The organism is Flavobacterium sp. 25HG05S-40, from assembly GCF_052654735.1.
This window is the reverse complement of sequence record NZ_CP199750.1, coordinates 1,769,190-1,794,427: the sequence shown is the minus strand read 5'-3', so window position 1 is coordinate 1,794,427 and position 25,238 is coordinate 1,769,190. Positions and strand designations below refer to the sequence as shown.

The following is a 25,238-nucleotide window of genomic DNA, read 5'->3' as shown; positions in this document are numbered from 1 at the left end:
AACCTTTTTAGACTTGAAATATGGCAATCATAATAACTGACGAATGTATCAACTGCGGTGCCTGTGAACCGGAATGTCCAAACACAGCTATTTACGAAGGCGCCGATGACTGGAGATATAAAGATGGAACTAAACTAAGAGGTAAAGTAATTTTGCCTGATGGTACTGAAGTGGATTCTGATGCGGCACAAACGCCAATCTCAGATGATATTTACTATATTGTGCCAGGTAAATGTACCGAATGTAAAGGTTTTCACGAAGAACCCCAATGTGCTGCCGTATGTCCGGTAGATTGTTGTGTCCCGGATGATAATCATGTAGAAAGTGAAGAAACGTTGCTCAATAGACAATCCTTTTTACATAACGAATAAGAAAAATCCTGAACGAGAGTTCAGGATTTTTAAGTTTTAAGCAAAAATTATTTCTGTAAATTGAATACTTCTACAGAAACGGTATCTGTTTTTTCATTATAGGTTTCCAAAACCAAATTGCCATTAGCATCAAAATGACCTATAGAAAATTTGTCTTTATTTTTATAGATGTAAGTATTGTTAGCTGTTCTTCTTAGCAAAGAAACGTTGTTTGGCGTGCTAACAGTGTAACCCGACTTGTCTGAAAGCACCTGATATTTCTCGCCATTATAAGAATAATACGCAGAACGATCGACATCAACGATTCTTTCTTCACCATTAATATTAACTTTCGTTATTGCTGTTACTTGAGTTGGTGTTGGCTGAATGTCAGTATTTAAAGTTCCTTCTGGAACTTCTTTAAGTTGGATATCCTGAACCTCTTTAACTTCTTCATTTTTAACTACTTTACGCTCACCTTTGTTGTCTTTAACCGTTGTGGTTGTCGTAATCGTTTCTACTTTCTTATTCTGATTCTGAGCTTGAGTGCTCAAAGAAAGTAAAAGGGCAAACATACCTAATGCTGTCGTTTTCATGATATTTCTTTTAATGATTAGTAAGATACAAATCTACATTTCAAGACATCGAAAAAAGTTACATGATTATGGATATAAGTTATAGTTTTTACATAAAAAAATCCTGAGTTGTGACTCAGGATTTTTAGTTATTTCTATTTTCTTATTAAAATCTAAAACTAAGTCTTGTATAATAATAAGCTCCGTTAAAGCCCATTTGTACAGAATCCCAATAACCGCCGGCTTCAGTATTACCCGATTCATCTTGTTTGGTCGGATAAACATTGAAAAGATTATTGCTTCCCACAGTTAATTTTACTTGTTTTACTATCTGAAAACCAAGTGTTAAATCGGTTACAATTTTAGGGTCATAAACATTATCCAATCCGGCATAATCTACCAAAACTACTTTACTGAATCGGGTAAAAGCTGCACCGGCATCAAACCATTTTCTTTCAAAATTTAGGTTTAAGCCAAACTTACTGTTAGGAGCTGAAGCTTTGAGGAAAGCAATTTCGCGAGCTCCAAAAAACGTTTCCTCATCTAAAGTTCCATTGTTAACACGAGTGACTTCCATATTATTGATATTTCCAACAATAGTAGCACCAAATTTAGAAGAACCAAAAGTGTTTTTCCAGGCCATAACCACGTCAACTCCTTTGGTAACAGTGCTGACACCGTTCACAAAAAACTGCGCTGAATCTACATTTAGATTTAAAGCAGTTGCATCAAAATATCCGGTAAGGACAATCCTGTCACTAACATTAATGAGATAACCATCAATAGTGGCTGTGAATTTTCCGAAACGACCTGTAAGACCTACAGATCCATTTCTTGATTTTTCTTCTTTTAATTTGTCAATTCCAAATCCCTGTGTTACGGCACTTCCGTTGGCTGCTAGTAAAACTTCGGTGGCTCCCCTGGCATTGAAGTTGGTAAAACTGGTATTGAAATAGATTTGCGCTAATGATGGAGCCCTAAAACCTGTACTGAATGAACCTCTTAAACTTACTTGGTCAGTTAATTTAACTTTATAGGCAGTTTTTAGGTTTAAGGTATTTCCAAAATCACTGTAATGCTCATATCTCAAGGCAGTTCCTAATAAAAAGTCTTCCGAAACATCTAACTCGGCATCAGCATATACTGCGGTACTGGTTCTTTGTTTGTTAACCTCGTTTTGTGGACTGAATCCCGGAAATCCTTGTGAACCACCGGGTCTTGGATTACCTGAAATAGGGTCGATAGGTGCGAATTGAGTTGTTGGGTCGGTTATTGGATTTCCGTTGGTGTCAAACGTGGCATAAGAACCAATTTCTCCGGCTGTAATTTCATATTTTTCTATTCGATGTTCTCCTCCAAAGGCAAAGTTGAGTCCGTTTAAAACCGTTTTAAAGTTTCTCGTAATATCTAGATTTGTAGTATTTTGAATCAATCGGAAGCCACCAGCATGAAATTCGGTAGGTGATGCTGCTTCCAAACTCGCATTCAAGGTTCCTTTGATGGTGTAATCAAAAAGATTCTGACCATAAGCATTACTCAAATCGATATTCCAATCACCTGCTTTAGCCTTAAACCCAAAGGCAACGGAATTATCAATGATGTTAGAAGTAATTCTGGGAGTATAGCCTCCAGGATAGATAGATTCGACAACCCTTTCTCCGCCATTTCTGGTAAATGCATAGGCATCAGTATCTCTGTTGTTTCTTCCGCCAAAAGCATAAAAATCAATATTTTTAGAAAGCGGTAACTGCAAATTTGCCATCAGGTTATAGCTTTTAATTTCGGCTTCACCAAAACCTTTTCTGAAATCAAACCCAGGACGCAGCGTTTTGTCTTTTGATAAATATTCTCCGGTAAGATTTACAAAACCACCATTTTTACCGAGTTTAACACCGTAATTTGCTCCGGCTTTTACCGAGAAACCATCATACTTTTTATCTTTACCATAAGAATTCCCATTGCCGTTTTGGTCTAATTGAAATCCCGGTGTATTGGGTGTTCCGGGAAGAAAATCACCTTCAGGATCATTTCTGTAAATACCTGTTGTAACAGCACCGTTAAATTCGCCCACATTGTCGTTTAGGACAATATTAATTACCCCTGCAATAGCATCAGAGCCATATTGTGCAGCAGCACCATCCCTAAGAATCTCAATTCTTTTGATAGCAGTGGCCGGTATAGCATTCAGATCAGTTCCAGTATTACCTCGACCGCGTGTTCCGAATAAATTAATCAAAGAGGATTGGTGACGACGCTTACCGTTGATTAAAACCAATGTCTGATCAGGTCCCATTCCTCTTAAGGTAGCTGGGTCAACATGGTCAGCACCGTCAGAACCTGATTGCTTGTTAGCATTAAAGGAAGGCGCTAAATATTGAAGCAATTCGTTGATTTCAATCTTACCACTTTGGGTGGTAACGTCTTTAACATTGATAATGTCGATAGGTACGGCGGAGTTTACAACGGTTCGTTTGGTGTTTCTCGAACCTACAAGTTGTACTTCCTGTAGTTCCTGAACTTTTGTAGTGTCTGATTTCGTTGGATTGGGTTCAGTTTGAGCCAATACCACTGAAAATGGGGCTGCTAGCATTAATAAAGTAATTTTTTTCATATGTGTTTGGTTAGAAATTAGAAGGGCAATTTACTGTTTTTTATATATCGTTTTAACATAAACTTAAGAAATAATTTAAAAAATTTAACAAACAATTTAAATTAACGGTATTTAAGATTCAGGTTTTTTGCTAAATTTGAGCGAATCCATTTTTAAATGAAGAGAATTGTAGTCCTACTTTTTTTGACTTTTAGTCTCCATCTTTTTTCCCAAAATGAGGAAAAGGTGCTGGTTCTAAAAGATGCTGAAACCGATCTTCCTGTTGAAGACGCAACTGTTTTTGTGACCAAAACAAAACAAACGCTATTAAGCAACGCAGAAGGGACGGTGAGTTTTATTGTAAGCGGAATTTCAAATATTCAGGTAACGCATTCTTCTTACGTATCTGTTAAATTAAGATCAAATACGTTGAAAGATAAAACGAATATAATTTACTTAAAAAGCAGCATCACAGGACTTGACGAAATCATAATCACCAAACAGCATCCGCAAAAAATACTTAAAAGTATCGTAGAAAACTCTACTAAAAAACTTACGGTTCCCGCCCGACTTAAGGTGTATTCCAGAGAATTCTTCAAACTCAACGGAACAAATTCGTACTATAATGACGGACTGATAAATTTTCAATTAGTAGGTAATAAGAAAAATTTTAAAACGGATATTCTTGTCGAACAGAATCGATCATACGGTCTGGCTCAAGAAGATTTCACGCCAGACGTTCTAGGTTATAATCTAAATGATATTATGGAAAACTATTATAACTTCAAGTATTTAGACCCTGTTTTAGAAGTAAAAGCAAAAAAGGAATATGATTTTCTGATCAAATCCTATTCTAAAAATGAGGATTACTATCTGATGACTATAACTCCACTCGATAATACAAAACAACTAAAAGATGATTTCACCATAATTTACGATCGAAAAAAGAAGTTGATTGTTGAAGTAAGTTCATTAGTATCTCCTACAACTATAGCCAACACAAAAGATAAAACAGCAGTCGGTTCCAGGAATATTTATAAGTCATTATTTAAAACAATCTACAGACTTGATGGTTCAAACTATTATTTAGTAAGTTCTAAAGAAGAGATTGGATTTGAACAAATTGGCAAAAAGAAAAAAATGGATATTGAGGTTAGAAATTACTTTGTAACTACCAATTTCAGTACCCATAATTTCACCTACAACAACAGCGATGTTTTTAAAGGTAAAACACTCTACAACAAAACCAACAGCATCCTAACTAACTACTGGGATGTGTCCGGACTCACAGCAACTGAGGAGGAAGAGGCAATTATCTCAAGCCTGGAGTTTAGAAGATAATTCAACGGCAATATATTCGCTTTTGCTTCTTGACTTTATTACGCTATATTTGCACACTTTTAAAATAAATTCATAATGAAAGCAGGAATTGTAGGATTACCCAATGTCGGAAAATCAACGTTATTTAATTGTTTGTCAAATGCCAAAGCGCAAAGTGCCAACTTTCCATTTTGTACTATCGAACCTAATATTGGCGTAGTAAATGTTCCTGACCCAAGAATAAACCGCTTAGAAGAATTGGTAAAACCAGAACGTGTTCAAATGGCAACTGTTGATATTGTTGATATCGCAGGTCTTGTAAAAGGAGCTAGTAAAGGTGAAGGTTTAGGGAATCAGTTCCTAGCTAACATCAGAGAGTGCAATGCTATTATCCATGTATTGCGTTGTTTTGATAATGACAATATCGTTCACGTTGATGGTAATGTGAACCCAATCCGTGACAAAGAAACCATCGATATCGAACTGCAGTTAAAAGACTTAGAAACTGTTGAAAAACGTTTGGAAAAAGTCAATCGTGCTGCTAAAACCGGAAATAAAGAAGCACAAACAGAAAAGGCTCTTTTAGACCGAATCCGTGAAAACTTACTGCAGGCCAAATCAGCCCGTACAGTTGAGCCACAAAATGCCGATGAAGAAGCATTGATGGAGGATTTTCAATTGATTACCAACAAACCGGTTTTGTATGTATGTAATGTAGACGAAAGTGCTGCTGTGAATGGAAATAAATATGTTGATCAAGTTCGCGAACTGGTTAAAGATGAAGATGCGGAAGTAATCATATTATCTGTTGGGGCAGAAGCAGACATTACCGAATTAGAAAGCTACGAAGAGCGTCAAGTATTCTTAGAAGATATGGGTTTAAGCGAGCCTGGCTCAGCTGTATTGATTCGTGCTGCTTACAAACTTTTAAAATTACAAACCTATTTCACGGCTGGCGTTAAAGAAGTGCGTGCATGGACTATTAATATTGGTGATACTGCTCCAAAAGCAGCTGGTGTAATTCACACCGATTTCGAAAAAGGATTTATTCGTGCCGAGGTTATAGCTTTTGAGGATTTCTCTTCATTTGGGTCTGAAGCCAAAGTAAAGGAAGCTGGCAAATTGAGAGTGGAAGGTAAAGAATATATCGTAAAAGATGGCGATGTGATGCATTTCCGATTTAACGTCTAACATTCTTTTAAATTAACAATAAAAACCCGCAAAGTTATTTGTGGGTTTTTTTGTTTCTTCCAATTTTTTTTCATTAGTTTATCCAATTATAATCATTAATTGATTGAAGGCATTATGGAATTCCAACAACTACTTTTTGACGGCAGAGACAAGATTCAAGAATTGATTGCTTCAAAACATTTCGCGCCGGATAAAGCAAATCTTGTTTTGGGATTTGGGCAAAGAACCTTGTTGGAAAAAACGACACCATTTTCAAAAATGCGTAAACTTTATCCAAATGCCGAAATAATTTTATGTTCTTCATCAGGGCAAATTTCAAATCATTGTACTATTCCTGATGACATTGTGGTTACCGCCATAAATTTAGAAAAGACAATTATAAAGACAACTTGTATTGATATTGTGTCAAATGACAGTATAGTCGATTTGGGAACTAAAATTAAAAATGACTTACTGCAAGAAGATATTAAATCAATTTTAATCCTATCGGAAGGAAGTCATATCAACGGAACAGAACTAATTAATGAGCTAATAAAACAAACCGATTCTAAGATTTCAATTTTTGGTGGGTTGGCTGGAGATGAATTTAGTTTTGAAAAGACAATTGTGGGGCTCAATGCTGACGCATCTGCCGGAATGATTGTCGCTGTTGGTTTTTATGGCGAGAATATTCATTTTGGCTATAGCTCAGAAGGCGGTTGGAGTGATTTTGGACCGGAAAGAGAAGTAACGCTCTCTGATAAAAATATTCTGTACAAAATAGGCGATCGATACGCACTTGATTTATATAAAGAATATCTCGGAAAATATGCCGAGGAACTACCAGGATCATCTCTTTATTTTCCTTTATCGATGAAAGAAACTGAAAACTCAACACCTGTTGTGAGAACTATTTTATCCATCAATGAAGAAAACAAATCGATGACATTCGCAGGAAATATTCCGGAAGGTTCGTTAGTGCGATTAATGAAGGGAAATCTAGATAAACTTATTGATGCTTCTTCCACCGCAGCACATAAAATTAAAAACAAATCAGACTCACAAAAGCAAATAGCGCTTTTAATTAGTTGTGTTGGAAGAAGAATTGTTTTAGGCGATCGAGTAGAAGAAGAATTAGAGGTGATTCGAGAAACATTTGGCTCCAATACATTACTTTGCGGATTTTATTCTTATGGAGAAATTTCACCGTTACTTGACAATGTCGCTTGCGAACTACATAATCAAACGATGACCATTACCACTATGTTTGAAGAATAATTATGGAATCACCACTACATCGGCATCTCAATAGACAAATTGAAAAGTATTTGTCTCAACAGGATATTCAAAACTCTCCCGATCTTTCAGCCTTTGTAGAGGTTATCAATCAAACCTATCTTAATTATGATAAAGATGCAGAGTTGTTTGAACACTCGGCTCGTTTAAATGATAAAGAATATTCTGAAATCAATAAAAAATTGAAAGAGGAACTCCAAAAAAAGGAATTATTTCAAGAAAAAATAATTGAAGCCATCAAGCAATTAAACGAAGACGGAAATGAATTGGATGGCCAAGCAGGATTATTAGATTTAATCAAGATATTGAATCGGGAAATTGATATTAAAAAGGATTTCCAAAGCAAATTAAATCTGGCCAAAGAAATGGCAGAAAAAGCAAACGATGCTAAGTCCGAATTTTTATCGATAATGAGCCATGAAATACGAACACCTCTCAACGCTATTATTGGGTTGGTGTATATCATGGAAAAAGAAAATACACTCGAAAGCTTTCATGAAAATATTGAAGTTTTAAAACATTCTGCACAAAATTTATTTCTACTGATTAACGATATATTAGACTTCAATAAAATTGAAGCAGGAAAAATAGATATCGAAAAAATCCCATTTGATTTTAAGGAACTGGTGAAGCAAATCGCGAAATCATTACAAGTTAAAGCAACAGAGAATTTAAACCGAATACAATTGGATATTGACGCTGATTTTGAACCTAATTTAATTAGTGATCCATTACGCTTAAATCAAATTATTACCAATTTAGTTTCCAATGCCATTAAGTTTACCAAGAACGGTATCATTACTATTCAGATTAATCAAATGGCTCTTATTGATGATGTTTCTACCTTCAAAGTAGCTGTAAAAGATACGGGCATCGGAATTGACAAAGATAATTTTCAGAATATATTTCAGAAGTTTTCTCAAGCAGAAACCAAAACTTCCAGACAATTTGGAGGAACAGGTCTTGGCTTAGTAATAACCAAAAAACTATTAAATTTATTACACTCAGAAATTTATTTTGATAGCCAAATCGGAGTAGGAACAACTTTTTATTTTACACTTAGCCTTCCCGTAAATAAAAGGTATGATGCGGTATTTACCCAAGATTTACAAGAAGATTATACGGAACAAAATTTAGAAGGAATGCGCGTTTTATTGGTTGAAGATAACCTGATAAACATCAAAATAGCTCAAAAAATAATGGGGCAGTGGAATGTGATTGTGGATTTGGCTGAAAATGGTCTTATAGGCGTGCAAAAATTCGAAAAAAACACCTATGATGTTGTACTAATGGATTTGTCAATGCCCGTAATGGATGGATACGAAGCTACCACAATCATCAGAGAACAAAATAAAAGGATTCCCATAATTGCGCTCACTGCATCAGCTTCTTTTGGTTATCTCGACAGAGCCATGCAAATTGGGATCAATGAATATATTATAAAGCCTTTCAACCCGAAAGAGCTAAACATGAAGTTAAAAAAGTATTTTCTGAAATAAAGAAACCTCTTTTTTTGTCAATATTATTTGGAATAACGTTGACAATGAAAAATTCCAAAATCGCTCTAATTCCATTGAAATAACACCAGAGCATTCGACAAAAGGGAAGTTATAGAGCGTGTTATTTTTGGCACAAGATTTGACTTGTCAAGAAAACTAACCCTTTCATCATGACCACCTTAAAAAAATCACTCCGCATTTTCAAAAAAGTATTTTTTGGAATACTCTTATTCTTAGTTTTCTATACACTAGCCGCTTTTTCCTTATCTAAAATCACTGTAAACAGTGATGCAGCGGCCCAACCCAAAGAAGTTTCGATTTACATTCTGACCAACGGTGTGCACACAGATTTGGTGGTTCCTATTAAAAACGACATTAAAGATTGGAGTCAGGAAATCAAAGTTGAAAATACTAAAGCAAAAGATTCGACCGCACAATTTATAGCGTTTGGCTGGGGCGATAAAGGCTTTTATCTCAATACACCACAATGGTCCGATTTAAAGGCGAGCACAGCTTTTAATGCCGCTTTCGGATTAGGGAATTCGGCCATGCATGCAACTTTTTTCAAATCGCTTACCGAAAGTAAATCCTGTGTTAAGATAGCTGTTTCCAAAGATAATTACGAAAAATTAGTACAGTATATCGAGGCTACTTTTCAGTATGATGCTAATCAGAACCCCATTTTTATAGAAGCTACTACCTATGGTAGCTACGACAGTTTTTATGAAGCCAATGGGAAGTACAATCTATTTCAAACCTGCAATTCCTGGGCAAACGGCGGATTAAAGGCAGCCAACCAAAAAGCAGCCTTCTGGACTGTTACAGATACCGGAATATTTGGTCATTATCAGTAACAAGAAAATAGAAAATAGAGAAAAGAAAATAGATAAACCATTGAAGGGATTTAGCGGTTTTTTTATGCGGAACAGTCTATTTTCTATGTTTTTTTTCTTTCTTCTTTTTGTCAATATCATTCTTAATAACTTTGGGAATTGTTAGTGCTAAAATCGCTCTAATTCCACTATATTAGCGCAAAATCGACTATTCCCAATGCAAGAGCAAAATCAATATACTGAAGACAATATCCGTTCGTTAGACTGGAAGGAACACATCAGAATGCGTCCCGGAATGTATATCGGAAAACTAGGTGACGGTTCATCGCCCGATGATGGTATTTATATTCTTCTGAAAGAGGTTATAGACAACTGTATTGACGAGTTTGTCATGGGAGCCGGAAAAGTCATCGAAGTCAACATCAAAGACAAAATGGTTTCGGTTCGTGATTACGGTCGAGGTATTCCATTAGGTAAAGTAGTCGATGTTGTTTCCAAAATGAATACGGGTGGAAAATACGATTCCAAAGCCTTCAAGAAATCGGTTGGTTTGAATGGAGTCGGAACCAAAGCCGTAAATGCCTTATCCAACTACTTTCGCGTCGAATCGGTTCGGGATAACCAACAGAAAGCAGCCGAATTCTCTGCCGGAAATCTGACTCTTGAAGAAGATGTAGTAGAATCAACTAAACGCAAAGGAACCAAAGTGGCTTTCGTTGCCGATGAAGCGATCTTTAAGAATTACAAATACCGTAATGAGTATGTGATAAAGATGCTCAAAAATTACTGTTATTTGAATACAGGACTGACCATTTATTACAATGGCGAAAAATACTATTCGGATAACGGTTTAAAGGATTTACTAGAAGAAACCATTACCGAGGAAGACATGCAGTATCCTATCATCCATCTTTTGGGTGATGATATTGAAATTGCCATGACCCACAGTAAATCGCAATATTCTGAAGAATACCATTCGTTTGTCAACGGACAAAATACAACGCAGGGTGGAACGCATTTAGGTGCCTTCCGCGAAGCAATTGTAAAAACGATTAAGGAATTCTATAATAAACCTTTTGAAGCTTCAGATATTCGTAAATCAATTGTATCTGCAATAGCCGTCAAAGTCGAGGAACCTGTTTTCGAATCACAAACCAAAACCAAATTAGGTTCTACAGAAATTGGTCCGAAAGGTCCATCCGTACGTACGTTTGTGAACGATTTTATTAAAACCAAATTAGATAACTTTCTACACAAAAATCCCGAAGTGGCCGATTTGCTGTTGCGTAAAATTTTACAAGCTGAACGCGAGCGAAAAGAACTATCCGGAATCCGTAAGTTAGCCAAAGACAGAGCCAAGAAGTCAAGCTTACACAACAAAAAACTACGCGATTGCCGCGTGCATTTAACCGATGCCAAAAACCCACGAAGTTTAGAGAGTACGTTATTTATAACCGAGGGAGATTCGGCTTCAGGTTCCATTACCAAAAGTCGCGATGTGAATACACAAGCCGTATTCAGTTTGCGTGGAAAGCCTTTGAACTCTTATGGCATGTCGAAGAAGATTGTCTATGAAAATGAAGAATTCAACTTATTGCAGGCTGCTTTAGATATTGAAGAAGACATGGGTGATTTGCGCTACAACAATATCGTAATCGCTACCGATGCCGATGTCGACGGAATGCATATTCGGTTGTTATTGATAACGTTCTTCCTCCAGTTTTTTCCGGAATTGATCAAAGATGGTCATTTGTATATTTTACAGACACCTTTATTTCGTGTCCGAAACAAAAAAGAAACCATATACTGCTACAGCGAACAGGAACGTGTGGATGCTATCGAAAAACTAAAACCAAAACCCGAAATCACACGATTCAAAGGATTAGGAGAAATTTCACCTGACGAGTTCAAGCACTTTATCGGTCAGGATATCCGACTAGATCCGGTCATGTTAGATAAAGCGACGTCTATAGAGACTTTACTCGAATTCTACATGGGAAAAAATACACCGGATCGACAGATATTCATTATCAATAATCTGAAAGTCGAATTGGATGTGGTGGAGAAAAATTAAATTAAAGAAGTAGCTGAGTGACTTAGTAATGGAGTGTTTTTTACTCAAACTAAGAGCCTCAGAACCTTAGAAGCTTTTATATGAACAACGAAGAAGAAGACGATAACATCCCTAACGAAGACGAAAACAACGAACAGTTGAATGAATCTTCAGGCGATAATGCCCCAGAAGAAGGCTTTGAAGACATCAAATCCTCTGGTGGTAACAATTTCTACGAAAACGACGAAAATCCAGAAGACACTATTACGAAAGTAACCGGAATGTACAAGGATTGGTTCCTCGATTACGCTTCCTACGTAATCTTAGAGCGTGCCGTTCCCGCTATTGAAGATGGTTTCAAACCAGTACAACGTCGTATCATGCACTCCATGAAGGAGTTGGATGATGGTCGTTACAACAAAGTGGCGAACATTGTCGGACACACCATGCAGTATCACCCTCACGGTGACGCCAGTATTGGTGACGCGATGGTACAGATTGGTCAAAAAGACTTGCTAATCGACATGCAGGGAAACTGGGGAAATATCCTCACGGGTGATGGTGCTGCGGCTTCTCGTTACATTGAAGCACGTATTTCTAAGTTAGGACACGAAATCTTATATTCTCCCAAAATCACGCAATGGGGAATGTCATACGATGGGCGTCGGGCTGAACCTATTAATCTTCCGGTTAAGTTTCCGTTATTGTTAGCGCAAGGAGCCGAAGGAATTGCTGTAGGTTTATCCACGAAAGTGTTGCCTCACAATTTCAACGAATTGATCGATTGCTCGATAAAAGTTCTAAAAAACAAACCGTTTACACTGTTTCCCGATTTCCCGACAGCCGGAATTGCCGATGTTTCGAATTACAACGATGGTCTCCGTGGCGGACGTGTTAGAGTCCGTGCCAGAATAGGGCAGTTAGACAAACAAACGTTGGTGATTACTCAAATTCCATTTTCAACCAATACTTCAACTCTCATTGATAGTATTTTGAAAGCCAATGAAAAAGGAAAAATTAAAGTCAAAAAAATAGAAGACAATACCGCTGCTGAAGTGGAGATTCTTATCCATCTTCCGCCAGGTGTTTCTCCCGATAAAACTATTGATGCCTTATATGCGTTCACTGCTTGTGAAACGTCTGTAGCGCCTTTAGGTTGCGTGATTGAAAATCATAAACCGCTCTTTATCGGTGTGACCGATATGTTAAAAATTTCGACGCACCGAACAGTCGATTTATTGAAGCGCGAGCTAGAAATTCAGTTGGACGAACTCGAAAACAAATGGCATTTCTCGACCTTGGAAAAGATTTTCATTCGTGAAGAAATGTACATCGATTTCAAGTTGTATTCGGACAGAGAAACGCTTTATGAGTACATGTACAAGAGATTCAAGCCTTTTCAAAAGTCCTTTGTGCGTGACATCAATGACGATGATTTACAAAAACTGACTCAGATTCCGATGATTCGTATCACGCGATTTGATTCGGATAAAGCCGATGATGGTATTGCCAAACTGGAAGCCGAAATGGAACAAGTGAAGCACGATTTGGATCACATCATCGATTTTGCCATCAACTTTTTCCAACACTTAAAAGACAAATTTGGAAAAGGACGTGAACGTCAGACAGAACTTAGAAGTTTTGATAATATTGAAGCTACTAAAGTGGCTTTGAGAAATACAAAATTATACGTAAACCGGGAAGAAGGTTTCTTCGGAACGGGTTTAAAGAAGGACGAATATGTAGCCGATTGTTCTGATATTGATGACGTCATTGTGTTCCTTCGCGATGGGAAAATGATGATTGCCAAGGTAGATGACAAGAAGTTTGTCGGCAAAGATATTATTCATATTGCTGTTTTTGATAAAAACGATAAGCGTACCATTTACAATATGATTTACCGCGATGGTAAAAACGGTGCTACCTTTATCAAACGTTTTAATGTTTCCGGAGTGACGCGGGATAAATTCTATGACCTAACTCAGGAAAAACCCGGTTCTCAAGTATTGTATTTCTCGGCCAATCCGAATGGGGAAGCGGAAGTAATTACAATTTTGTTGCGTCAGGTAGGAAGCATCAAAAAATTAAAATGGGATGTCGATTTCTCTGATATCGCCATCAAAGGAAGAGCTTCACGTGGTAACACGGTCACCAAATATCCAATCAAGAAAATCGAATTAAAAGAAAAAGGAATATCGACGTTGCGTCCGAGAAAAGTCTGGTTCGACGATTCGGTTCAGCGCTTGAACGTAGACGGAAGAGGCGAGTTGTTAGGGGAATTTAGGCCTAATGACCGACTGCTGATTATCAATCAATCGGGTAAACTGAAGACCATTATTCCCGAATTGACGACCCATTTTGAAGAAGACATGATCAAGATGGAAAAATGGAATCCGAACAAACCTATTTCCGCCATTTATTATGACGGTGAAAAAGAACGGTATTTCATCAAACGTTTCTTGGTGGAGAATGAAAACAAAGAAGAAGTCTTTATCAGTGAGCACGAGAAGTCACAGTTAGAAATTGTTTCTACTGATTGGCGTCCGGTGGCAGAGATTGTTTTTGCAAAAGTGAAAGGCGTTCAGAAAGACAACCAAATCATTAATTTGGAAGAGTTCATAGCGGTTAAAGGAATCAAAGCCTTAGGAAATCAATTGACCGCGGATAAACTGAAGCAAGTCAATTTGTTGGAATCGTTGCCTTATGAAGAACCGGAACCGGAAGAACCCGAAACAATGGAAGTTACAGACGAAACCGATATGTCTGATAACATTCAAACCGAAACCGGCGATGACGGACAGATTACTTTGTCGTTGGATTAATTCAATTTGACAAGGCTTAAATGCCAATCCTATCTAGCCCTGATGGCAGTGAAAATAAAAAAAGTCCCAAATAGGGACTTTTTTTATTGTAACGTACAGCGGGAATTGCCATCACTAATACATCCCAAGCCATTCGCTCCTAATTTTTATATTAATGTTTGCTTTTACGCATTTTCATGTTGACAAATTCTACAGCTAGCGAGAAGGCTATGGCAAAATACAAATACCCTTTCGGAACCACACCAACGTGCTGTCCGACAAGAGAAGCGTTTGATAAATGCATGCTTTCGGTAATCAACATAAATCCAATTAGAATTAAAAATGCCAAACCTAATACTTGAATCGAAGGATTGGCATTGACAAAATTGCCTACAGGAACAGCAAAAAGCATCATTACACCAACAGAAATGACTACAGCAGTAATCATAATGTAAAGCGCGCCTTCAACACCATTGGTCATTCCCACAGCCGTTAATATACTGTCTACAGAAAAGATCAAATCGATTAAAAGAATTTGAATAATGACGTTGCTAAATGATTTCGCAGCTGATGTTTTTAGGGTTTTTTCTTCTTCCCCTTTGTGGTCTACTTTTTCGTGAATTTCTTTGGTGCTTTTATAAATAAGGAAAATACCTCCTAGTAATAAAATTAAGGCTTGGCCTGTGAAATCAGCACTAAACCAACCCCAGTCAAAACTAAACAATGGTTTTTTCATGGCTATCAAAAGCGTGATGCCAAACAACAAACCAATACGCATAAACATCGCTAAAAACAATCCTATCCGTGTGGCTCTTTTGCGCTTTTCTTGAGGTAGTTTTCCGGTGACAATAGAGATAAAGATGATATTATCAATTCCTAAAACAATTTCTAAAAAAGTTAATGTCAAAAGGGCAATCCAGGCATCGGGATTTAAAAATACTTCCATGTTTTGTGTTTAAGTTGGTAGGATATTAAGCTATTTATTTCAATTTTGTAACAACACCGCGTTCTTTTTTGTTGCTTCCCACAAAGGAATATTCAAAAGTATAGCTATTTTCTTCGGTAAACAAAATTTTCATACTGATCGCTTTTTCTTCTTGCATCGATTTGGGGTTTAGTTTCTGCAAAATAAACTCGCAGTCATTCACCCAACGTACTGAGGCTGTATCGGTTTTGCCTTTGTAAGTTTCAATTTGAAGTTTTTCAGTACGCGTAAAAGTCGACGTATGTTTTTTTCCATTTATCGTTTGCTGAAACTCAAAAGTTCCGGTTCTAAAATCTTGGCAATTTCGCTCGTGGTTGCTGCAAGAAATCAATATAATGGTAAAGAGGAGTATGGCTACTTGTTTCATGTTTTACTGTTCAGTGTTTCTACTAGGAGCTTTTTCCCGCTTTCCGCGCTACGAGGTAGCTTGCTTCACACGAACGAAGTGACTGCCGCAGGAATCGGTGCTAGTTTATTTTAATTTATGTAACTCGTCGTCCGTAAAGTTCTTAATCGTTTTTTCTTTAGAAAATTTATCGGCATTGTAGGTATTGGATTTGTTTCTCGGAATAGAAAGTGAAGTCCATTCGGTAGACTTTAGCATTTTGGCATAAAATACAATTTGACCGATATGATACGGATAATGCGCCAACTGACGGTTGATGGCTTCGATCACAGTATGACCTTCATTTCTGATGTAAATAATAGTTTCTAAATCTTCTGAAGATAAAGAGTTTAGTGCTTCGAACAAACAATCCCAGCCTTGATTCCAAATTCGCAATAATTCCTCTTTAGAGGTGACGTCTTCTTCAAACTCACTATCGCGATTGCGCCATTCTTTTTCACCGTCTGATGTCAGAAAATCTGTCCATCGCGAGAGCATATTCCCTGATAGATGTTTGACAATAACAGCAATTGAATTCGTGTCTTCATTTACCGAAACAAACAATTGCTCGGGTTCTACTTGTTCCATGGCTTTTTCTCCAATAGTTTTATAATAGAGAAACTGTTTTTTTACGCTTTCTAGGTATTTATTGTCTGTCATGATTGAAAAGAGCATCGGTTAAACTTTTGATTCCTTTGAACATAAAGAATACAGCCAATAAGGAAAGGGCGATTCCAACCGCCAAAACCAAATAATGCCATACATTTTGCTTGTTGATAAAGGCATTGTAGATTACACTTGGTCCAATAAACATAAGAGGTAATGCATACAGCATATACTTGATTCCCTTGTCCATAAGTTTTTTATTGTCTGACATCTTAAAAATGGATTTGTATGCCAAAGCCGTTTTGATTTGCTACAGCGTTGATAGTAAAGTCGGTCGAACTGGTGTTTTTTAAACTTTCGTTATAGGATTGCACCGCATCTTCTACTTTTTTGGCTCTTCCCGATAATATCGGAATCGAAACCGCTACCATTCCTAAACCACCATAAGTCATTGCTGTGGGATATTTAGCATCCGAAAACAAACCAATGGCACCATCAACAACAATTAAAGCTGTTCCCAATCCGAGAAGTGCTCCGCCCAAAGTCTGTTTGGTTTGTGCTTGTTTGTATACTTTAAGCGAAGGAAAATTAGTAGCCAATATCTTTTTCACTTGATAACTCGGAATTTGCACACCATCTTGATAGATTTTACCTTTTTCCAATTTTAAGGGTTTGGGCGAAGTATCTCCAAGGGTTAGTCCTTGTGAAAAGGCCGAAAATCCTATAACCAGTGTAAATGCAAGTAGTATATTTTTCATCATTTGTAGTTTAGTTGGTTTCATTAGACAGATGGATTTGTGACCAATGATCCACCGCTTTTCTGACACTTCCGAATTCTTTCAGTAATGCAGCGGCTTTTTCATAATCAACGGGAATTTCACTCATAATCATCTTAACGCCACGGTCTACTAATTTGTCATTACTCAGTTGCATATCGACCATTTTGTTGCCTTTCACTTTTCCGAGTTGAATCATGGTCGCAGTCGAAATCATATTCAATACCAATTTCTGTGCGGTTCCAGCTTTCATTCGGGAACTTCCGGTAACAAATTCAGGTCCAACCACCACAACGACAGGAAATTTTGCGGTTAAAGCTAACGGACTACCTTCGTTACAGGTAATGCATCCGGTAACGATATTTCTTTGATGACATTGTTCTAAACCACCAATCACATAAGGCGTAGTTCCAGAAGCAGCAATTCCGATAACCACATCATTTGTTCCGATATGGTGTTCTTGTAAATCAATCCAAGCTTGCGTTGTATTGTCTTCTGCATTCTCTACGGCACGACGAATAGCGTTGTCGCCGCCGGCAATAATTCCGTTAACCCAATCAAACGGGACACCAAAAGTAGGCGGACATTCCGAAGCATCGACAATTCCCAATCTTCCCGAAGTTCCGGCACCAATATAAAAAAGGCGACCTCCGAGTTTCATTTTCTCAACAACTTTGGTTACCAAAACTTCGATTTGGGGTAATGCTTTTTCAACAGCAAATGGCACCGTTTGGTCTTCTTTGTTGATGTTGGAAAGCAAATCGGCAACCGACATTTTTTCCAAATGCTCGTAATGCGAGGACTGTTCGGTGGTTTTGGTAAAATTCATGATACTATTTTAAAACATGATGTGCTAAAACATTTTGAACATCATACACATTGACAGATTTATTGAATTGCTTCATAATACTCGGATTGCTCTCGCTAGAAACCCAGATTTTAAGTTCAGCTTCCAAATCAAAAGTTCCGGCGGTTTCTATGCTGAAACGTGAAATGCTTTTATAAACAATTGATTTGTATTCCACTTTACTTCCGGTAATACCTTGTTTTTCTATAAGAATCAAGCGTTTGGTGGTGAAAATGAAGGTGTCCCGTATCAGTTTGAAACCCAATTCGATTTCTTCGCCTTCAATTAATAATTTTCCGTAATCAGTAATTAAGTTTTCTTTGGATACGGCGCCGGCATTGCCTAGTAATGCTGAAAATAAACCCATAAATCGTTTTTAAAATTAGAAAATCAAATATAGCAATAAAGCCAAGAGTTTACAATAGGCTAGCCAATACAATTCCAAAAATAATCATGCTTACTTTGGCAATATTGAACTTGTGTCCTTCACTGCTTTCAAAGATGATGGTTGAAGAAATATGAAACAGTATTCCGATAACCACAGCGGTTATTTGGGTGTAATATTGATTTAAAATAGGAAAGCTATCTGATGCTAATGTTCCAACTGGAGTCATCACAGCGAAGGTCAGCATAAAGAAAAATAATGCTGTTTTATTCAATTCGGCATTGATAAAAAAGGTCGTTAAGATGATAGCAATAGGCAAGTGGTGAATGGCAATCCCATAAGCCAAATTGTGGTGATGTCCCACAGGAAAGCCTTCGAGTAAAGCATGAATACACAAGCTGATAAATAACAACCAAGGCATTTTATTTATTTTTCCGTGACCGTGAACATGACCGTGTTCCGCACCTTTTGAGAAAAACTCTAATATAATCTGGAATAAAATCCCCATCATGATAAAAAGCCCAACGGTTTTATCTTGATTTTCATATACTTCGGGCAACAAATGCAATACCGTTAACGACAACAGAAACGAACCACTAAAGGCCAAAAGCAACTTGAGATTTTGTTTTACTTTGGGTTTAAATCCAATAGCAATAGCATAACCTAATAGTACAGAAAGTAAGGGTAATAAATAATTCATTTCTTTTTAATTTGCCTAATACCTAATGTGGCTACTTAAATATCATTATCAAACGTTCGCTGGTATTTTTATGGAATTTCTTCAGTTTATAATCTCCAAAAGTATCCAAAAGATAAATGCCAGTTTCGTCCATCATCTGCTGAAAATCGGACAACATATAGGCGCGCACTTTTTCTGTAAAATGAAATTTTGTTCCTTGATCTTCAAAATCAATTTCCTTAGTAATAAATCCATCTTGAACATAGCGCTTGATGTAGAAAGTAATGCCATCAACTTCTTTGGTTTCTTCCGGAATTAAATTCTCTATTACTTGTTGTGAATTCATAAAGTCAATGACAGCAAAGCCATATTCCGATAGACTTTCTTTAATGGCCTTCAGTGTTTTGATATCATCTTCACGATGTTCAAAATAACCAAAACTGGTAAATAGATTAAAAATAGCATCAAACTTTTGGTCAAAAGGTTCGCGTTTGTCATGAACTACAAACTGCAACGTATCATTAGCATTCTTATTGGCTTCGGCAATACTATTTTCCGATAAATCGGCACCTACGACATCAAAACCCAATTGGTTTAGGTAAATGGCGTGTCGTCCTTTGCCACAAGCTAAATCAAGCACTTTTGCTTTTTCGGGTAAATTTAAATAATGCGTAAGGTTATCCATGAAAACCTGTGCTTCACGATAATTCCGGTCTTTATAAAGTATGTGGTAATAAGGCGTATCAAACCAAGAGGAATACCATTTTTCTGATGTAGAAGTGGGTTCCGAAACTTCGGAATGGGAATTTGTATTTGTAGACTTTGACATTTATTCTTTTCAAATGAATTCTGAACGTGCAAATTTAGTGTATTTTTGCCGAAGTTAGCGCAATTGAATATTGATATTGCCACTGAAATTGCTATTGGCCCTTAGACTCTAGTTTATGCTGCGCATAGGCGAAGTAGTCAGGGTGACAAAATTTATAAAAAATGGAGAATTTTAAAATGATTGCCAAGACCTTTTTTGGTTTTGAAGAAATACTAGGCAAAGAATTACAACAGTTAGGCGCACAAGAAGTCGAAATAGGTACTCGAGCTGTGAGTTTTAAAGGCGATAAAGGATTTATGTACAAAGCCAATTTGTCGCTGCGGACCGCACTAAAAATATTGAAGCCGATTTATTATTTCAAAGCGACAAACGACCAAAATTTATACAAAGGTATTCAGGGCATTGACTGGTCAAAATACCTCAACGAAGGTCAGACTTTTGTTATTGATACTACGATTCATTCGGATTATTTCAAGCATTCTCAGTTTGTTTCCCAAAAGGCAAAAGATGCTATTGTAGATCAGTTTCGCGATAAGACAGGACAACGTCCCAGTATTGATAAGGATTTCCCCGATTTACGAATCAACATTCACATTGACAGAGATCAATGCTCGGTTGCGCTAGATACTTCGGGTGCTTCGCTGCATCATAGAGGGTATCGAACTGCCACTAATATTGCTCCTATAAATGAAGTTTTGGCCGCAGGAATGCTCTTGCTTTCGGGCTGGGATGGAAGCAGTGATTTTTTAGATCCAATGTGTGGCTCGGGAACAATTTTAGCGGAAGCCGCTATGATTGCGTGTAATATTCCGGCCAACATCAACCGAAAAGAATTTGCGTTTGAGAAATGGAACGACTGGGACAACGATTTATTCGATCAAATTATTGATGCATTAATGAAACGAACTAAAGAGTTTCACCATACGATTATTGGTTATGACAAAGCTCCAAGTGCTGTCACCAAAGCCAAAGACAATATCGCCAATGCGAATCTCGAGGAGTATGTGAGCATTATTCAAGCTAACTTTTTCGACAGTAAAAAAGAGAATACCGGACCTTTGCATATGGTTTTTAATCCACCTTATGGAGAGCGTTTGGACATTGAACTGGAGCGTTTTTATAGAGAATTAGGCGATACCTTAAAAAACAATTACCCAAATACCAATGCCTGGTTCATCACAGGGAATCTCGAAGCGCTAAAATTTGTTGGATTGCGTCCATCTCGTAAGATTAAATTATTTAACGGAAGCTTAGAAGCTCGTTTAGTTAAATACGAAATGTATGAAGGTAGTAAGCGAACTAAATTCCAAAATAGAGAAGAAGAGGAAGAGTAAAGATAAAAAGACTACTTACTTCTTAGCTTCCGTTTCAAAGACATCAATTAAGGTTTTGACTTGATTGGCATCAATGCGTTTGGCTTTTATGACTTTATTTTTATCTAAAATATAAATAACAGGCGTGGAGTAGACGTCGTATTTCTCGATGGCATTGTTGTAATGCGCACCATCGTAAAGGTTCATAAAAGGTAATTTATTATCTGCAATGTATTTCAGATACTTATCGCCTTCGTGTTGCATATACACACTGTACACTTTGATGTTTTTCTTTTCTTTAATCAAATTGTTGTAGGCATCGACTAAAACCGGAATTTCCTTCTGACAATGGCCACAGTCCACATCCCAAAATACTAATATGGTATAATCGGCTTTGACATCGCTGAGCTTTACAAACATCTTGTTGACCTGATCGGTATTTTTATAAAAAACATTGGTCATTTCCTCACTATTTTTAGCATCTTCAAATCCCATCGCTTTCATTTTGTCAAAATCTTCGGCCTTTATCATAAACAAATCGATAGCCGGACTTCCGACTAGCAATGGCTTTAATTTATCCGCTCGTTTGATGATTTTTTTTACAATTTCGCTATCATCATAAATACCATCTGCTTTACCTGTTTTAAAATAACGGTCGGAGATATGTACAAACACTTTGTCGTATCCCATTATTTTAGAAGTTTCATAGGTATAGGTGAAATGCGCTAATAAAAGCTTATAAATAAGAGTTCCTTGTTGGGCTTTTGCCATAATCTTATCAATTTCAACACTAGTGCTATCCGGGTGTCTGTAAACCACCGATTCAAAGTACCTTTTTAGTTTACCATTAAAAAAAGGATTTCGTACCGTTCCATCTTCTTTAAAGTCAACATTATCCCAATAGTGTTTTTTATAATATTGGTAAGCCTGAATGCTATCGGGTCTGCCGTTGGAAGCCTTTGGAACGTCTTTAAGCAGTTTTTCAAATTTTAGATTGATGACATCTGCGATATAGGTTCCTTTATGCTCAGTTATGAATTTTTCTTCGTAGTTCTTGATGCTACCTTCAATTTCAGTCTGTTTTTTGGATAAAGCCAAAGAATCTTTTTTGGTCAGCAATTTTGTGGTTTCTCTGAAGCTTTGAAAATCTTTATTTTGAGTATTGATAAATTGAACGTATTTGAAAAACTCATTCTGCAAAGGCGAATTTAAAGCGGTCAGCTCTTTTCCGATATTGGCACTAGCTTCACTTTTAAGTTCGAGTTTCTGTGTGTTATCATCGATAAAGAAATCAAAATAAATCGCTTTTTTTTGACTCACTAACGAATAAATCCCTTTTTCCAATTTTGTTTTTCCAGTAAAAACTATTTTACCATTTTTAATAGAGGTGCAGGTGTCTTTGATAAAGGTTTTGTCGAGTTGATAATAGGTAAGGTAGGCTAGAGAATCTGGACAATTTTTTAAAGTAATGGTAATTTCATAACCTGATTGTGCCGAAGCCAAAAAGCAAGAAAAACTAAAAACAACAACAAGTAAAAATTTCTTCATAATATAAAATAAACCTTTTAAAGTATAGTAACGTCCAAAAATAAACTATTTCATCAAATGCAACTTTTAAAGTTTACTTAAAATTTATATCCTATAAAAAAAAGCGAATTCCATCGACGAACATCACCTGCTTTGCGGTTGAAAGAGTTTTTTTTCCGTTAAACGATTTTTGATTTAAGTTTAAATTATTGTTAATAAGTTTGACTGTAATATCAAATGCCACACGATTTCATTATGAATAATATATTCAACCCTATATACCGACAAGACTACCTCGAAGGGTATTCTAATGGACAAAACCCTTATCTAAAAATAGCTAAAGATCAAAGCGAAGCGTACATCTACGGTTTCAATCAGGGAAGATTGGATTATGAGCGAATGAACGGCAAAGTGATCCACGGTATTCCGAAACTCATAGTAACCAACAAGGTTTTGGAAGATTTTCTTTTGGCCGGAATGTTAGGTATCAGTATTAATGATGATGATTATACGGCATTTCAGATAGATGTAATTTCAAAATGGTATCAAAGTGGCATCGAGAAATACAATCCAAGTCAAAGTAGCTATCTTTTAGGAATTTTGGAAGATAACGGCATTGAGATTATATAAGCTATTCCAATAGCAACTGCATGATTACCGAGTGTAGCCATCGATCAAACTTAAAACCGCTTTCCTTTATAAAACCGACTGTCGCAAATCCAAATTGCTCGTGAAATGCGATGCTGTTCTGGTTTTCAGAATCAATGACCGCAATCATCGTGTGCAGTTTTTGCTCTTTTGCTAAAGCGATTAAGTGTTGCAGGACAACTTTTCCAATACCTTTTCCGTGTTCATTTGCTGCTACATAAACCGAATGTTCGACTGTAAACTTATACGCTTCCCGAAAACGAAATTCACTGTAATACCCAAATCCAACGACAACATCGTCAAGTGTTGCTACAATTACTGGAAATCCCTTCTGTATTTTTTCCTCAAAAATGACTTGTTGCTGTTCGATGGAACGCAATTGGTAATCATATAAAGCAGTAGACGTTGCAATATAATGATTCAGAATGGCCACAATAGTGCTAACATCACTGCTTTGATAAGGTCTGATTTTGATTTCCATAGCGGACAGTTCGAACTCTAGTTTATTATTTTTGAGGTGGTTTCACAAAGTCTTTTACGACTATAAAAACAGCAAATATAAAAGAGATGCCATAAATAAGGGATAACGCTGGTTGCTTAAAGCTTTGGGTTTGGAAGTCGAATTGCTTGTATAATGCCGAGCCCAAGATTACAGCTATAATTATAAAAGGAATGGATAGGCTTCTTTTGGTATTCATAGTATAATATTTTGTAGTGAGATACTAAATTTGAAGGATTGTTATCTTCTTTTTCATGGCTTCGGTAAATATAATAAATCCCGACATTCTTTTGTAAAACTAAAGTTGATGTTTTTTCAACATGATACGATTTTAGTTTATTTCAAATTAGCCTTCAAGTTCCTTAATGCATTGTTCTCTGATTTCCCAAACGGTCTCAAAAGACATGGGAATTTGGTTTTCGCGAATCCAATTTCTCAAATAATTTTTATGAAAATCAACTTTAAAATCAGCGACTTGTTCGGGTTCGATTTCAATTTCTAGTAAAATAGCATCTGATAGGGTATTTATGTCTGAATGAGTGCTTGTTATATCTATTCTTTGATGGCCTAGCTTTAAATAACAATGTGCTTCAGGAATGTATTCTAATCCCTCATTGATGATGGTTTTTCCAATCTTTGGGGTATTCGTATGCGTCATTCGATACAGTCCTACGATTAGTTTGACATGCTTAAAGTCATTTAAGTCGGCTACTTTCTTTAAAAACGCATGTTTGGAACTACACGTTCCTTTATTTTCTTTGATAACCAATGAAAAATCATAACGGTTTGAATTTCTTCCATAAGGTAAATTTCTTGTGAACTCGATTAGGTCGCTCCAGTTGTGGATGTCTTTATCTTTTAGTAAGATAGTCAAGTCATCCTTAGAAGTAAAGTTAAGGTGCTTGAGGGCAATCACAACCTTAAAATGGTCAGGGTCAGCAATCATAATGCCGTTTTCAGACCAATACGGATTTTTAGGGATTTCAAGTGCGATGTGCTTCTGTTGCATGATTTTCTTACTCTTCTCCAATTCGATTTCCGAGTGTACATAGAAAACAAGCAAATCGTCTTCGTCAAAACTACTTTTTGGTTTTTCTAAGGATGTGGTAAATTCTAAGTGCCAATCAGCATTCGGATGTCCTAAAAAAAGGCCATTATACGTACTGTGATTTTCAAAACCTCCTATGTTTTCAAGTCCAATGACTTCAGTATAAAACTGCTCTATTTTTTTTAAGTCAGTAGTGTGTCGCGCGTATCTGAATGTCATATTTT

The 25,238-nt window shown here is 36.7% G+C and carries 25 protein-coding genes; 10 read left to right on the top strand and 15 right to left on the bottom strand.

Annotated elements, in window-relative coordinates:
* Nucleotides 1-20 precede the first annotated feature (20 nt).
* Nucleotides 21-371 carry a 4Fe-4S dicluster domain-containing protein gene (locus tag ACULEU_RS07770; protein WP_445452032.1) on the top strand — a complete coding sequence of 117 codons (351 nt, stop codon included), beginning with the start codon at nucleotides 21-23 and terminating at the stop codon, nucleotides 369-371.
* Between the two features lie 47 nt (nucleotides 372-418).
* On the opposite strand, the gene ACULEU_RS07765 is transcribed toward ACULEU_RS07770, so the two are convergent.
* Together ACULEU_RS07765 and ACULEU_RS07760 are read right to left on the bottom strand one after the other, a co-directional pair.
* The gene (locus ACULEU_RS07765) at nucleotides 419-946 is read right to left on the bottom strand and encodes a hypothetical protein (RefSeq protein ID WP_445452031.1); all 528 of its coding nucleotides are present in this window, start codon (nucleotides 944-946) and stop codon (nucleotides 419-421) included.
* Between the two features lie 145 nt (nucleotides 947-1,091).
* Nucleotides 1,092-3,536, bottom strand: coding sequence for a TonB-dependent receptor plug domain-containing protein (locus ACULEU_RS07760; protein ID WP_445452030.1), 2,445 nt, complete (start codon nucleotides 3,534-3,536; stop codon nucleotides 1,092-1,094).
* Nucleotides 3,537-3,692: 156 nt separating this feature from the next.
* Between ACULEU_RS07760 and ACULEU_RS07755 the strand changes: the two genes are divergently transcribed.
* The 7 genes from ACULEU_RS07755 to ACULEU_RS07725 all read left to right on the top strand — a co-directional run bounded on the left by ACULEU_RS07755 (nucleotide 3,693) and on the right by ACULEU_RS07725 (nucleotide 14,508).
* Nucleotides 3,693-4,856 (top strand): hypothetical protein, encoded by a 1,164-nt coding sequence (locus ACULEU_RS07755; protein ID WP_445452029.1) that lies wholly within the window; start codon nucleotides 3,693-3,695, stop codon nucleotides 4,854-4,856.
* Nucleotides 4,857-4,931: 75 nt separating this feature from the next.
* A complete protein-coding gene (gene ychF, locus ACULEU_RS07750) occupies nucleotides 4,932-6,026 on the top strand; it encodes a redox-regulated ATPase YchF (RefSeq protein WP_445452028.1) in 1,095 nt (364 codons plus the stop codon).
* A gap of 114 nt (nucleotides 6,027-6,140) precedes the next feature.
* Complete coding sequence (locus ACULEU_RS07745) at nucleotides 6,141-7,283, top strand: FIST signal transduction protein (protein WP_445452027.1); 1,143 nt, start codon at nucleotides 6,141-6,143, stop codon at nucleotides 7,281-7,283.
* 2 nt (nucleotides 7,284-7,285) lie between these two features.
* Complete coding sequence (locus ACULEU_RS07740) at nucleotides 7,286-8,800, top strand: ATP-binding protein (protein WP_445452026.1); 1,515 nt, start codon at nucleotides 7,286-7,288, stop codon at nucleotides 8,798-8,800.
* Nucleotides 8,801-8,970: 170 nt separating this feature from the next.
* On the top strand, nucleotides 8,971-9,654 hold the full coding sequence (locus ACULEU_RS07735) for a TIGR02117 family protein (RefSeq protein ID WP_445452025.1): 684 nt from the start codon (nucleotides 8,971-8,973) through the stop codon (nucleotides 9,652-9,654).
* Nucleotides 9,655-9,850: 196 nt separating this feature from the next.
* The gene (locus ACULEU_RS07730) at nucleotides 9,851-11,707 is read left to right on the top strand and encodes a DNA topoisomerase IV subunit B (protein WP_445452024.1); all 1,857 of its coding nucleotides are present in this window, start codon (nucleotides 9,851-9,853) and stop codon (nucleotides 11,705-11,707) included.
* Between the two features lie 80 nt (nucleotides 11,708-11,787).
* The gene (locus ACULEU_RS07725) at nucleotides 11,788-14,508 is read left to right on the top strand and encodes a DNA gyrase/topoisomerase IV subunit A (protein ID WP_445452023.1); all 2,721 of its coding nucleotides are present in this window, start codon (nucleotides 11,788-11,790) and stop codon (nucleotides 14,506-14,508) included.
* A gap of 151 nt (nucleotides 14,509-14,659) precedes the next feature.
* On the opposite strand, the gene ACULEU_RS07720 is transcribed toward ACULEU_RS07725, so the two are convergent.
* The 9 genes from ACULEU_RS07720 to ACULEU_RS07680 form a co-directional block, all read right to left on the bottom strand.
* Complete coding sequence (locus ACULEU_RS07720; RefSeq protein ID WP_445452022.1) at nucleotides 14,660-15,433, bottom strand: TerC family protein; 774 nt, start codon at nucleotides 15,431-15,433, stop codon at nucleotides 14,660-14,662.
* A 34-nt stretch (nucleotides 15,434-15,467) separates the two neighbouring features.
* Entirely contained in the window at nucleotides 15,468-15,839 is a 372-nt protein-coding gene (locus ACULEU_RS07715) for a DNA topoisomerase IV (RefSeq protein WP_445452021.1), read from the bottom strand.
* A gap of 105 nt (nucleotides 15,840-15,944) precedes the next feature.
* A complete protein-coding gene (locus ACULEU_RS07710; RefSeq protein ID WP_445452020.1) occupies nucleotides 15,945-16,517 on the bottom strand; it encodes a DUF1572 family protein in 573 nt (190 codons plus the stop codon).
* Complete coding sequence (locus ACULEU_RS07705; RefSeq protein ID WP_445452019.1) at nucleotides 16,504-16,734, bottom strand: DUF6095 family protein; 231 nt, start codon at nucleotides 16,732-16,734, stop codon at nucleotides 16,504-16,506. Before ACULEU_RS07705 ends, ACULEU_RS07710 begins: the two co-directional genes overlap by 14 nt.
* 1 nt (nucleotide 16,735) lies before the next feature.
* Nucleotides 16,736-17,221 (bottom strand): hypothetical protein, encoded by a 486-nt coding sequence (locus ACULEU_RS07700; protein ID WP_445452018.1) that lies wholly within the window; start codon nucleotides 17,219-17,221, stop codon nucleotides 16,736-16,738.
* Nucleotides 17,222-17,231: 10 nt separating this feature from the next.
* On the bottom strand, nucleotides 17,232-18,068 hold the full coding sequence (murQ, locus tag ACULEU_RS07695) for an N-acetylmuramic acid 6-phosphate etherase (protein WP_445452017.1): 837 nt from the start codon (nucleotides 18,066-18,068) through the stop codon (nucleotides 17,232-17,234).
* A gap of 4 nt (nucleotides 18,069-18,072) precedes the next feature.
* Nucleotides 18,073-18,453 (bottom strand): PH domain-containing protein, encoded by a 381-nt coding sequence (locus ACULEU_RS07690; RefSeq protein WP_445452016.1) that lies wholly within the window; start codon nucleotides 18,451-18,453, stop codon nucleotides 18,073-18,075.
* A gap of 49 nt (nucleotides 18,454-18,502) precedes the next feature.
* Nucleotides 18,503-19,171 carry a ZIP family metal transporter gene (locus ACULEU_RS07685; protein ID WP_445452015.1) on the bottom strand — a complete coding sequence of 223 codons (669 nt, stop codon included), beginning with the start codon at nucleotides 19,169-19,171 and terminating at the stop codon, nucleotides 18,503-18,505.
* 31 nt (nucleotides 19,172-19,202) lie between these two features.
* Entirely contained in the window at nucleotides 19,203-19,979 is a 777-nt protein-coding gene (locus ACULEU_RS07680; protein WP_445452014.1) for a class I SAM-dependent methyltransferase, read from the bottom strand.
* A 161-nt stretch (nucleotides 19,980-20,140) separates the two neighbouring features.
* Here ACULEU_RS07680 and ACULEU_RS07675 point away from each other — a divergent pair, with 161 nt between their 5' ends.
* The gene (locus tag ACULEU_RS07675; RefSeq protein ID WP_445452013.1) at nucleotides 20,141-21,313 is read left to right on the top strand and encodes a THUMP domain-containing class I SAM-dependent RNA methyltransferase; all 1,173 of its coding nucleotides are present in this window, start codon (nucleotides 20,141-20,143) and stop codon (nucleotides 21,311-21,313) included.
* Nucleotides 21,314-21,328: 15 nt separating this feature from the next.
* Here the strand turns inward: ACULEU_RS07675 and ACULEU_RS07670 are convergent, their stop codons facing one another.
* Nucleotides 21,329-22,840 carry a redoxin domain-containing protein gene (locus ACULEU_RS07670; protein ID WP_445452012.1) on the bottom strand — a complete coding sequence of 504 codons (1,512 nt, stop codon included), beginning with the start codon at nucleotides 22,838-22,840 and terminating at the stop codon, nucleotides 21,329-21,331.
* A gap of 234 nt (nucleotides 22,841-23,074) precedes the next feature.
* Here ACULEU_RS07670 and ACULEU_RS07665 point away from each other — a divergent pair, with 234 nt between their 5' ends.
* Nucleotides 23,075-23,449: a hypothetical protein gene (locus ACULEU_RS07665; RefSeq protein WP_445452011.1), complete on the top strand. Its 375-nt coding sequence runs from the start codon at nucleotides 23,075-23,077 to the stop codon at nucleotides 23,447-23,449.
* A gap of 1 nt (nucleotide 23,450) precedes the next feature.
* Here ACULEU_RS07665 and ACULEU_RS07660 read toward each other — a convergent pair whose 3' ends face one another.
* The 3 genes from ACULEU_RS07660 to ACULEU_RS07650 form a co-directional block, all read right to left on the bottom strand.
* A complete protein-coding gene (locus ACULEU_RS07660) occupies nucleotides 23,451-23,948 on the bottom strand; it encodes a GNAT family N-acetyltransferase (RefSeq protein WP_445452010.1) in 498 nt (165 codons plus the stop codon).
* Nucleotides 23,949-23,973: 25 nt separating this feature from the next.
* Nucleotides 23,974-24,165: a hypothetical protein gene (locus ACULEU_RS07655; RefSeq protein WP_445452009.1), complete on the bottom strand. Its 192-nt coding sequence runs from the start codon at nucleotides 24,163-24,165 to the stop codon at nucleotides 23,974-23,976.
* Nucleotides 24,166-24,312: 147 nt separating this feature from the next.
* The gene (locus tag ACULEU_RS07650; protein ID WP_445452008.1) at nucleotides 24,313-25,233 is read right to left on the bottom strand and encodes a VOC family protein; all 921 of its coding nucleotides are present in this window, start codon (nucleotides 25,231-25,233) and stop codon (nucleotides 24,313-24,315) included.
* Nucleotides 25,234-25,238: the final 5 nt, after the last annotated feature.

Coding starts and splice junctions, on each gene's coding strand:
- ACULEU_RS07655 (WP_445452009.1), bottom strand. CDS start 24,165: ATGAATACCAAAAGAAGCCTATCCATTCCTTTTATAATTATAGCTGTA.
- ACULEU_RS07675 (WP_445452013.1), top strand. CDS start 20,141: ATGGAGAATTTTAAAATGATTGCCAAGACCTTTTTTGGTTTTGAAGAA.
- ACULEU_RS07765 (WP_445452031.1), bottom strand. CDS start 946: ATGAAAACGACAGCATTAGGTATGTTTGCCCTTTTACTTTCTTTGAGC.
- ACULEU_RS07745 (WP_445452027.1), top strand. CDS start 6,141: ATGGAATTCCAACAACTACTTTTTGACGGCAGAGACAAGATTCAAGAA.
- ACULEU_RS07740 (WP_445452026.1), top strand. CDS start 7,286: ATGGAATCACCACTACATCGGCATCTCAATAGACAAATTGAAAAGTAT.
- ACULEU_RS07715 (WP_445452021.1), bottom strand. CDS start 15,839: ATGAAACAAGTAGCCATACTCCTCTTTACCATTATATTGATTTCTTGC.
- ACULEU_RS07705 (WP_445452019.1), bottom strand. CDS start 16,734: ATGTCAGACAATAAAAAACTTATGGACAAGGGAATCAAGTATATGCTG.
- ACULEU_RS07760 (WP_445452030.1), bottom strand. CDS start 3,536: ATGAAAAAAATTACTTTATTAATGCTAGCAGCCCCATTTTCAGTGGTA.
- ACULEU_RS07685 (WP_445452015.1), bottom strand. CDS start 19,171: ATGAATTATTTATTACCCTTACTTTCTGTACTATTAGGTTATGCTATT.
- ACULEU_RS07700 (WP_445452018.1), bottom strand. CDS start 17,221: ATGAAAAATATACTACTTGCATTTACACTGGTTATAGGATTTTCGGCC.
- ACULEU_RS07770 (WP_445452032.1), top strand. CDS start 21: ATGGCAATCATAATAACTGACGAATGTATCAACTGCGGTGCCTGTGAA.
- ACULEU_RS07725 (WP_445452023.1), top strand. CDS start 11,788: ATGAACAACGAAGAAGAAGACGATAACATCCCTAACGAAGACGAAAAC.
- murQ (WP_445452017.1), bottom strand. CDS start 18,068: ATGAATTTTACCAAAACCACCGAACAGTCCTCGCATTACGAGCATTTG.
- ACULEU_RS07670 (WP_445452012.1), bottom strand. CDS start 22,840: ATGAAGAAATTTTTACTTGTTGTTGTTTTTAGTTTTTCTTGCTTTTTG.
- ACULEU_RS07665 (WP_445452011.1), top strand. CDS start 23,075: ATGAATAATATATTCAACCCTATATACCGACAAGACTACCTCGAAGGG.
- ACULEU_RS07690 (WP_445452016.1), bottom strand. CDS start 18,453: ATGGGTTTATTTTCAGCATTACTAGGCAATGCCGGCGCCGTATCCAAA.
- ACULEU_RS07660 (WP_445452010.1), bottom strand. CDS start 23,948: ATGGAAATCAAAATCAGACCTTATCAAAGCAGTGATGTTAGCACTATT.
- ACULEU_RS07755 (WP_445452029.1), top strand. CDS start 3,693: ATGAAGAGAATTGTAGTCCTACTTTTTTTGACTTTTAGTCTCCATCTT.
- ACULEU_RS07710 (WP_445452020.1), bottom strand. CDS start 16,517: ATGACAGACAATAAATACCTAGAAAGCGTAAAAAAACAGTTTCTCTAT.
- ACULEU_RS07730 (WP_445452024.1), top strand. CDS start 9,851: ATGCAAGAGCAAAATCAATATACTGAAGACAATATCCGTTCGTTAGAC.
- ACULEU_RS07650 (WP_445452008.1), bottom strand. CDS start 25,233: ATGACATTCAGATACGCGCGACACACTACTGACTTAAAAAAAATAGAG.
- ACULEU_RS07720 (WP_445452022.1), bottom strand. CDS start 15,433: ATGGAAGTATTTTTAAATCCCGATGCCTGGATTGCCCTTTTGACATTA.
- ychF (WP_445452028.1), top strand. CDS start 4,932: ATGAAAGCAGGAATTGTAGGATTACCCAATGTCGGAAAATCAACGTTA.
- ACULEU_RS07735 (WP_445452025.1), top strand. CDS start 8,971: ATGACCACCTTAAAAAAATCACTCCGCATTTTCAAAAAAGTATTTTTT.
- ACULEU_RS07680 (WP_445452014.1), bottom strand. CDS start 19,979: ATGTCAAAGTCTACAAATACAAATTCCCATTCCGAAGTTTCGGAACCC.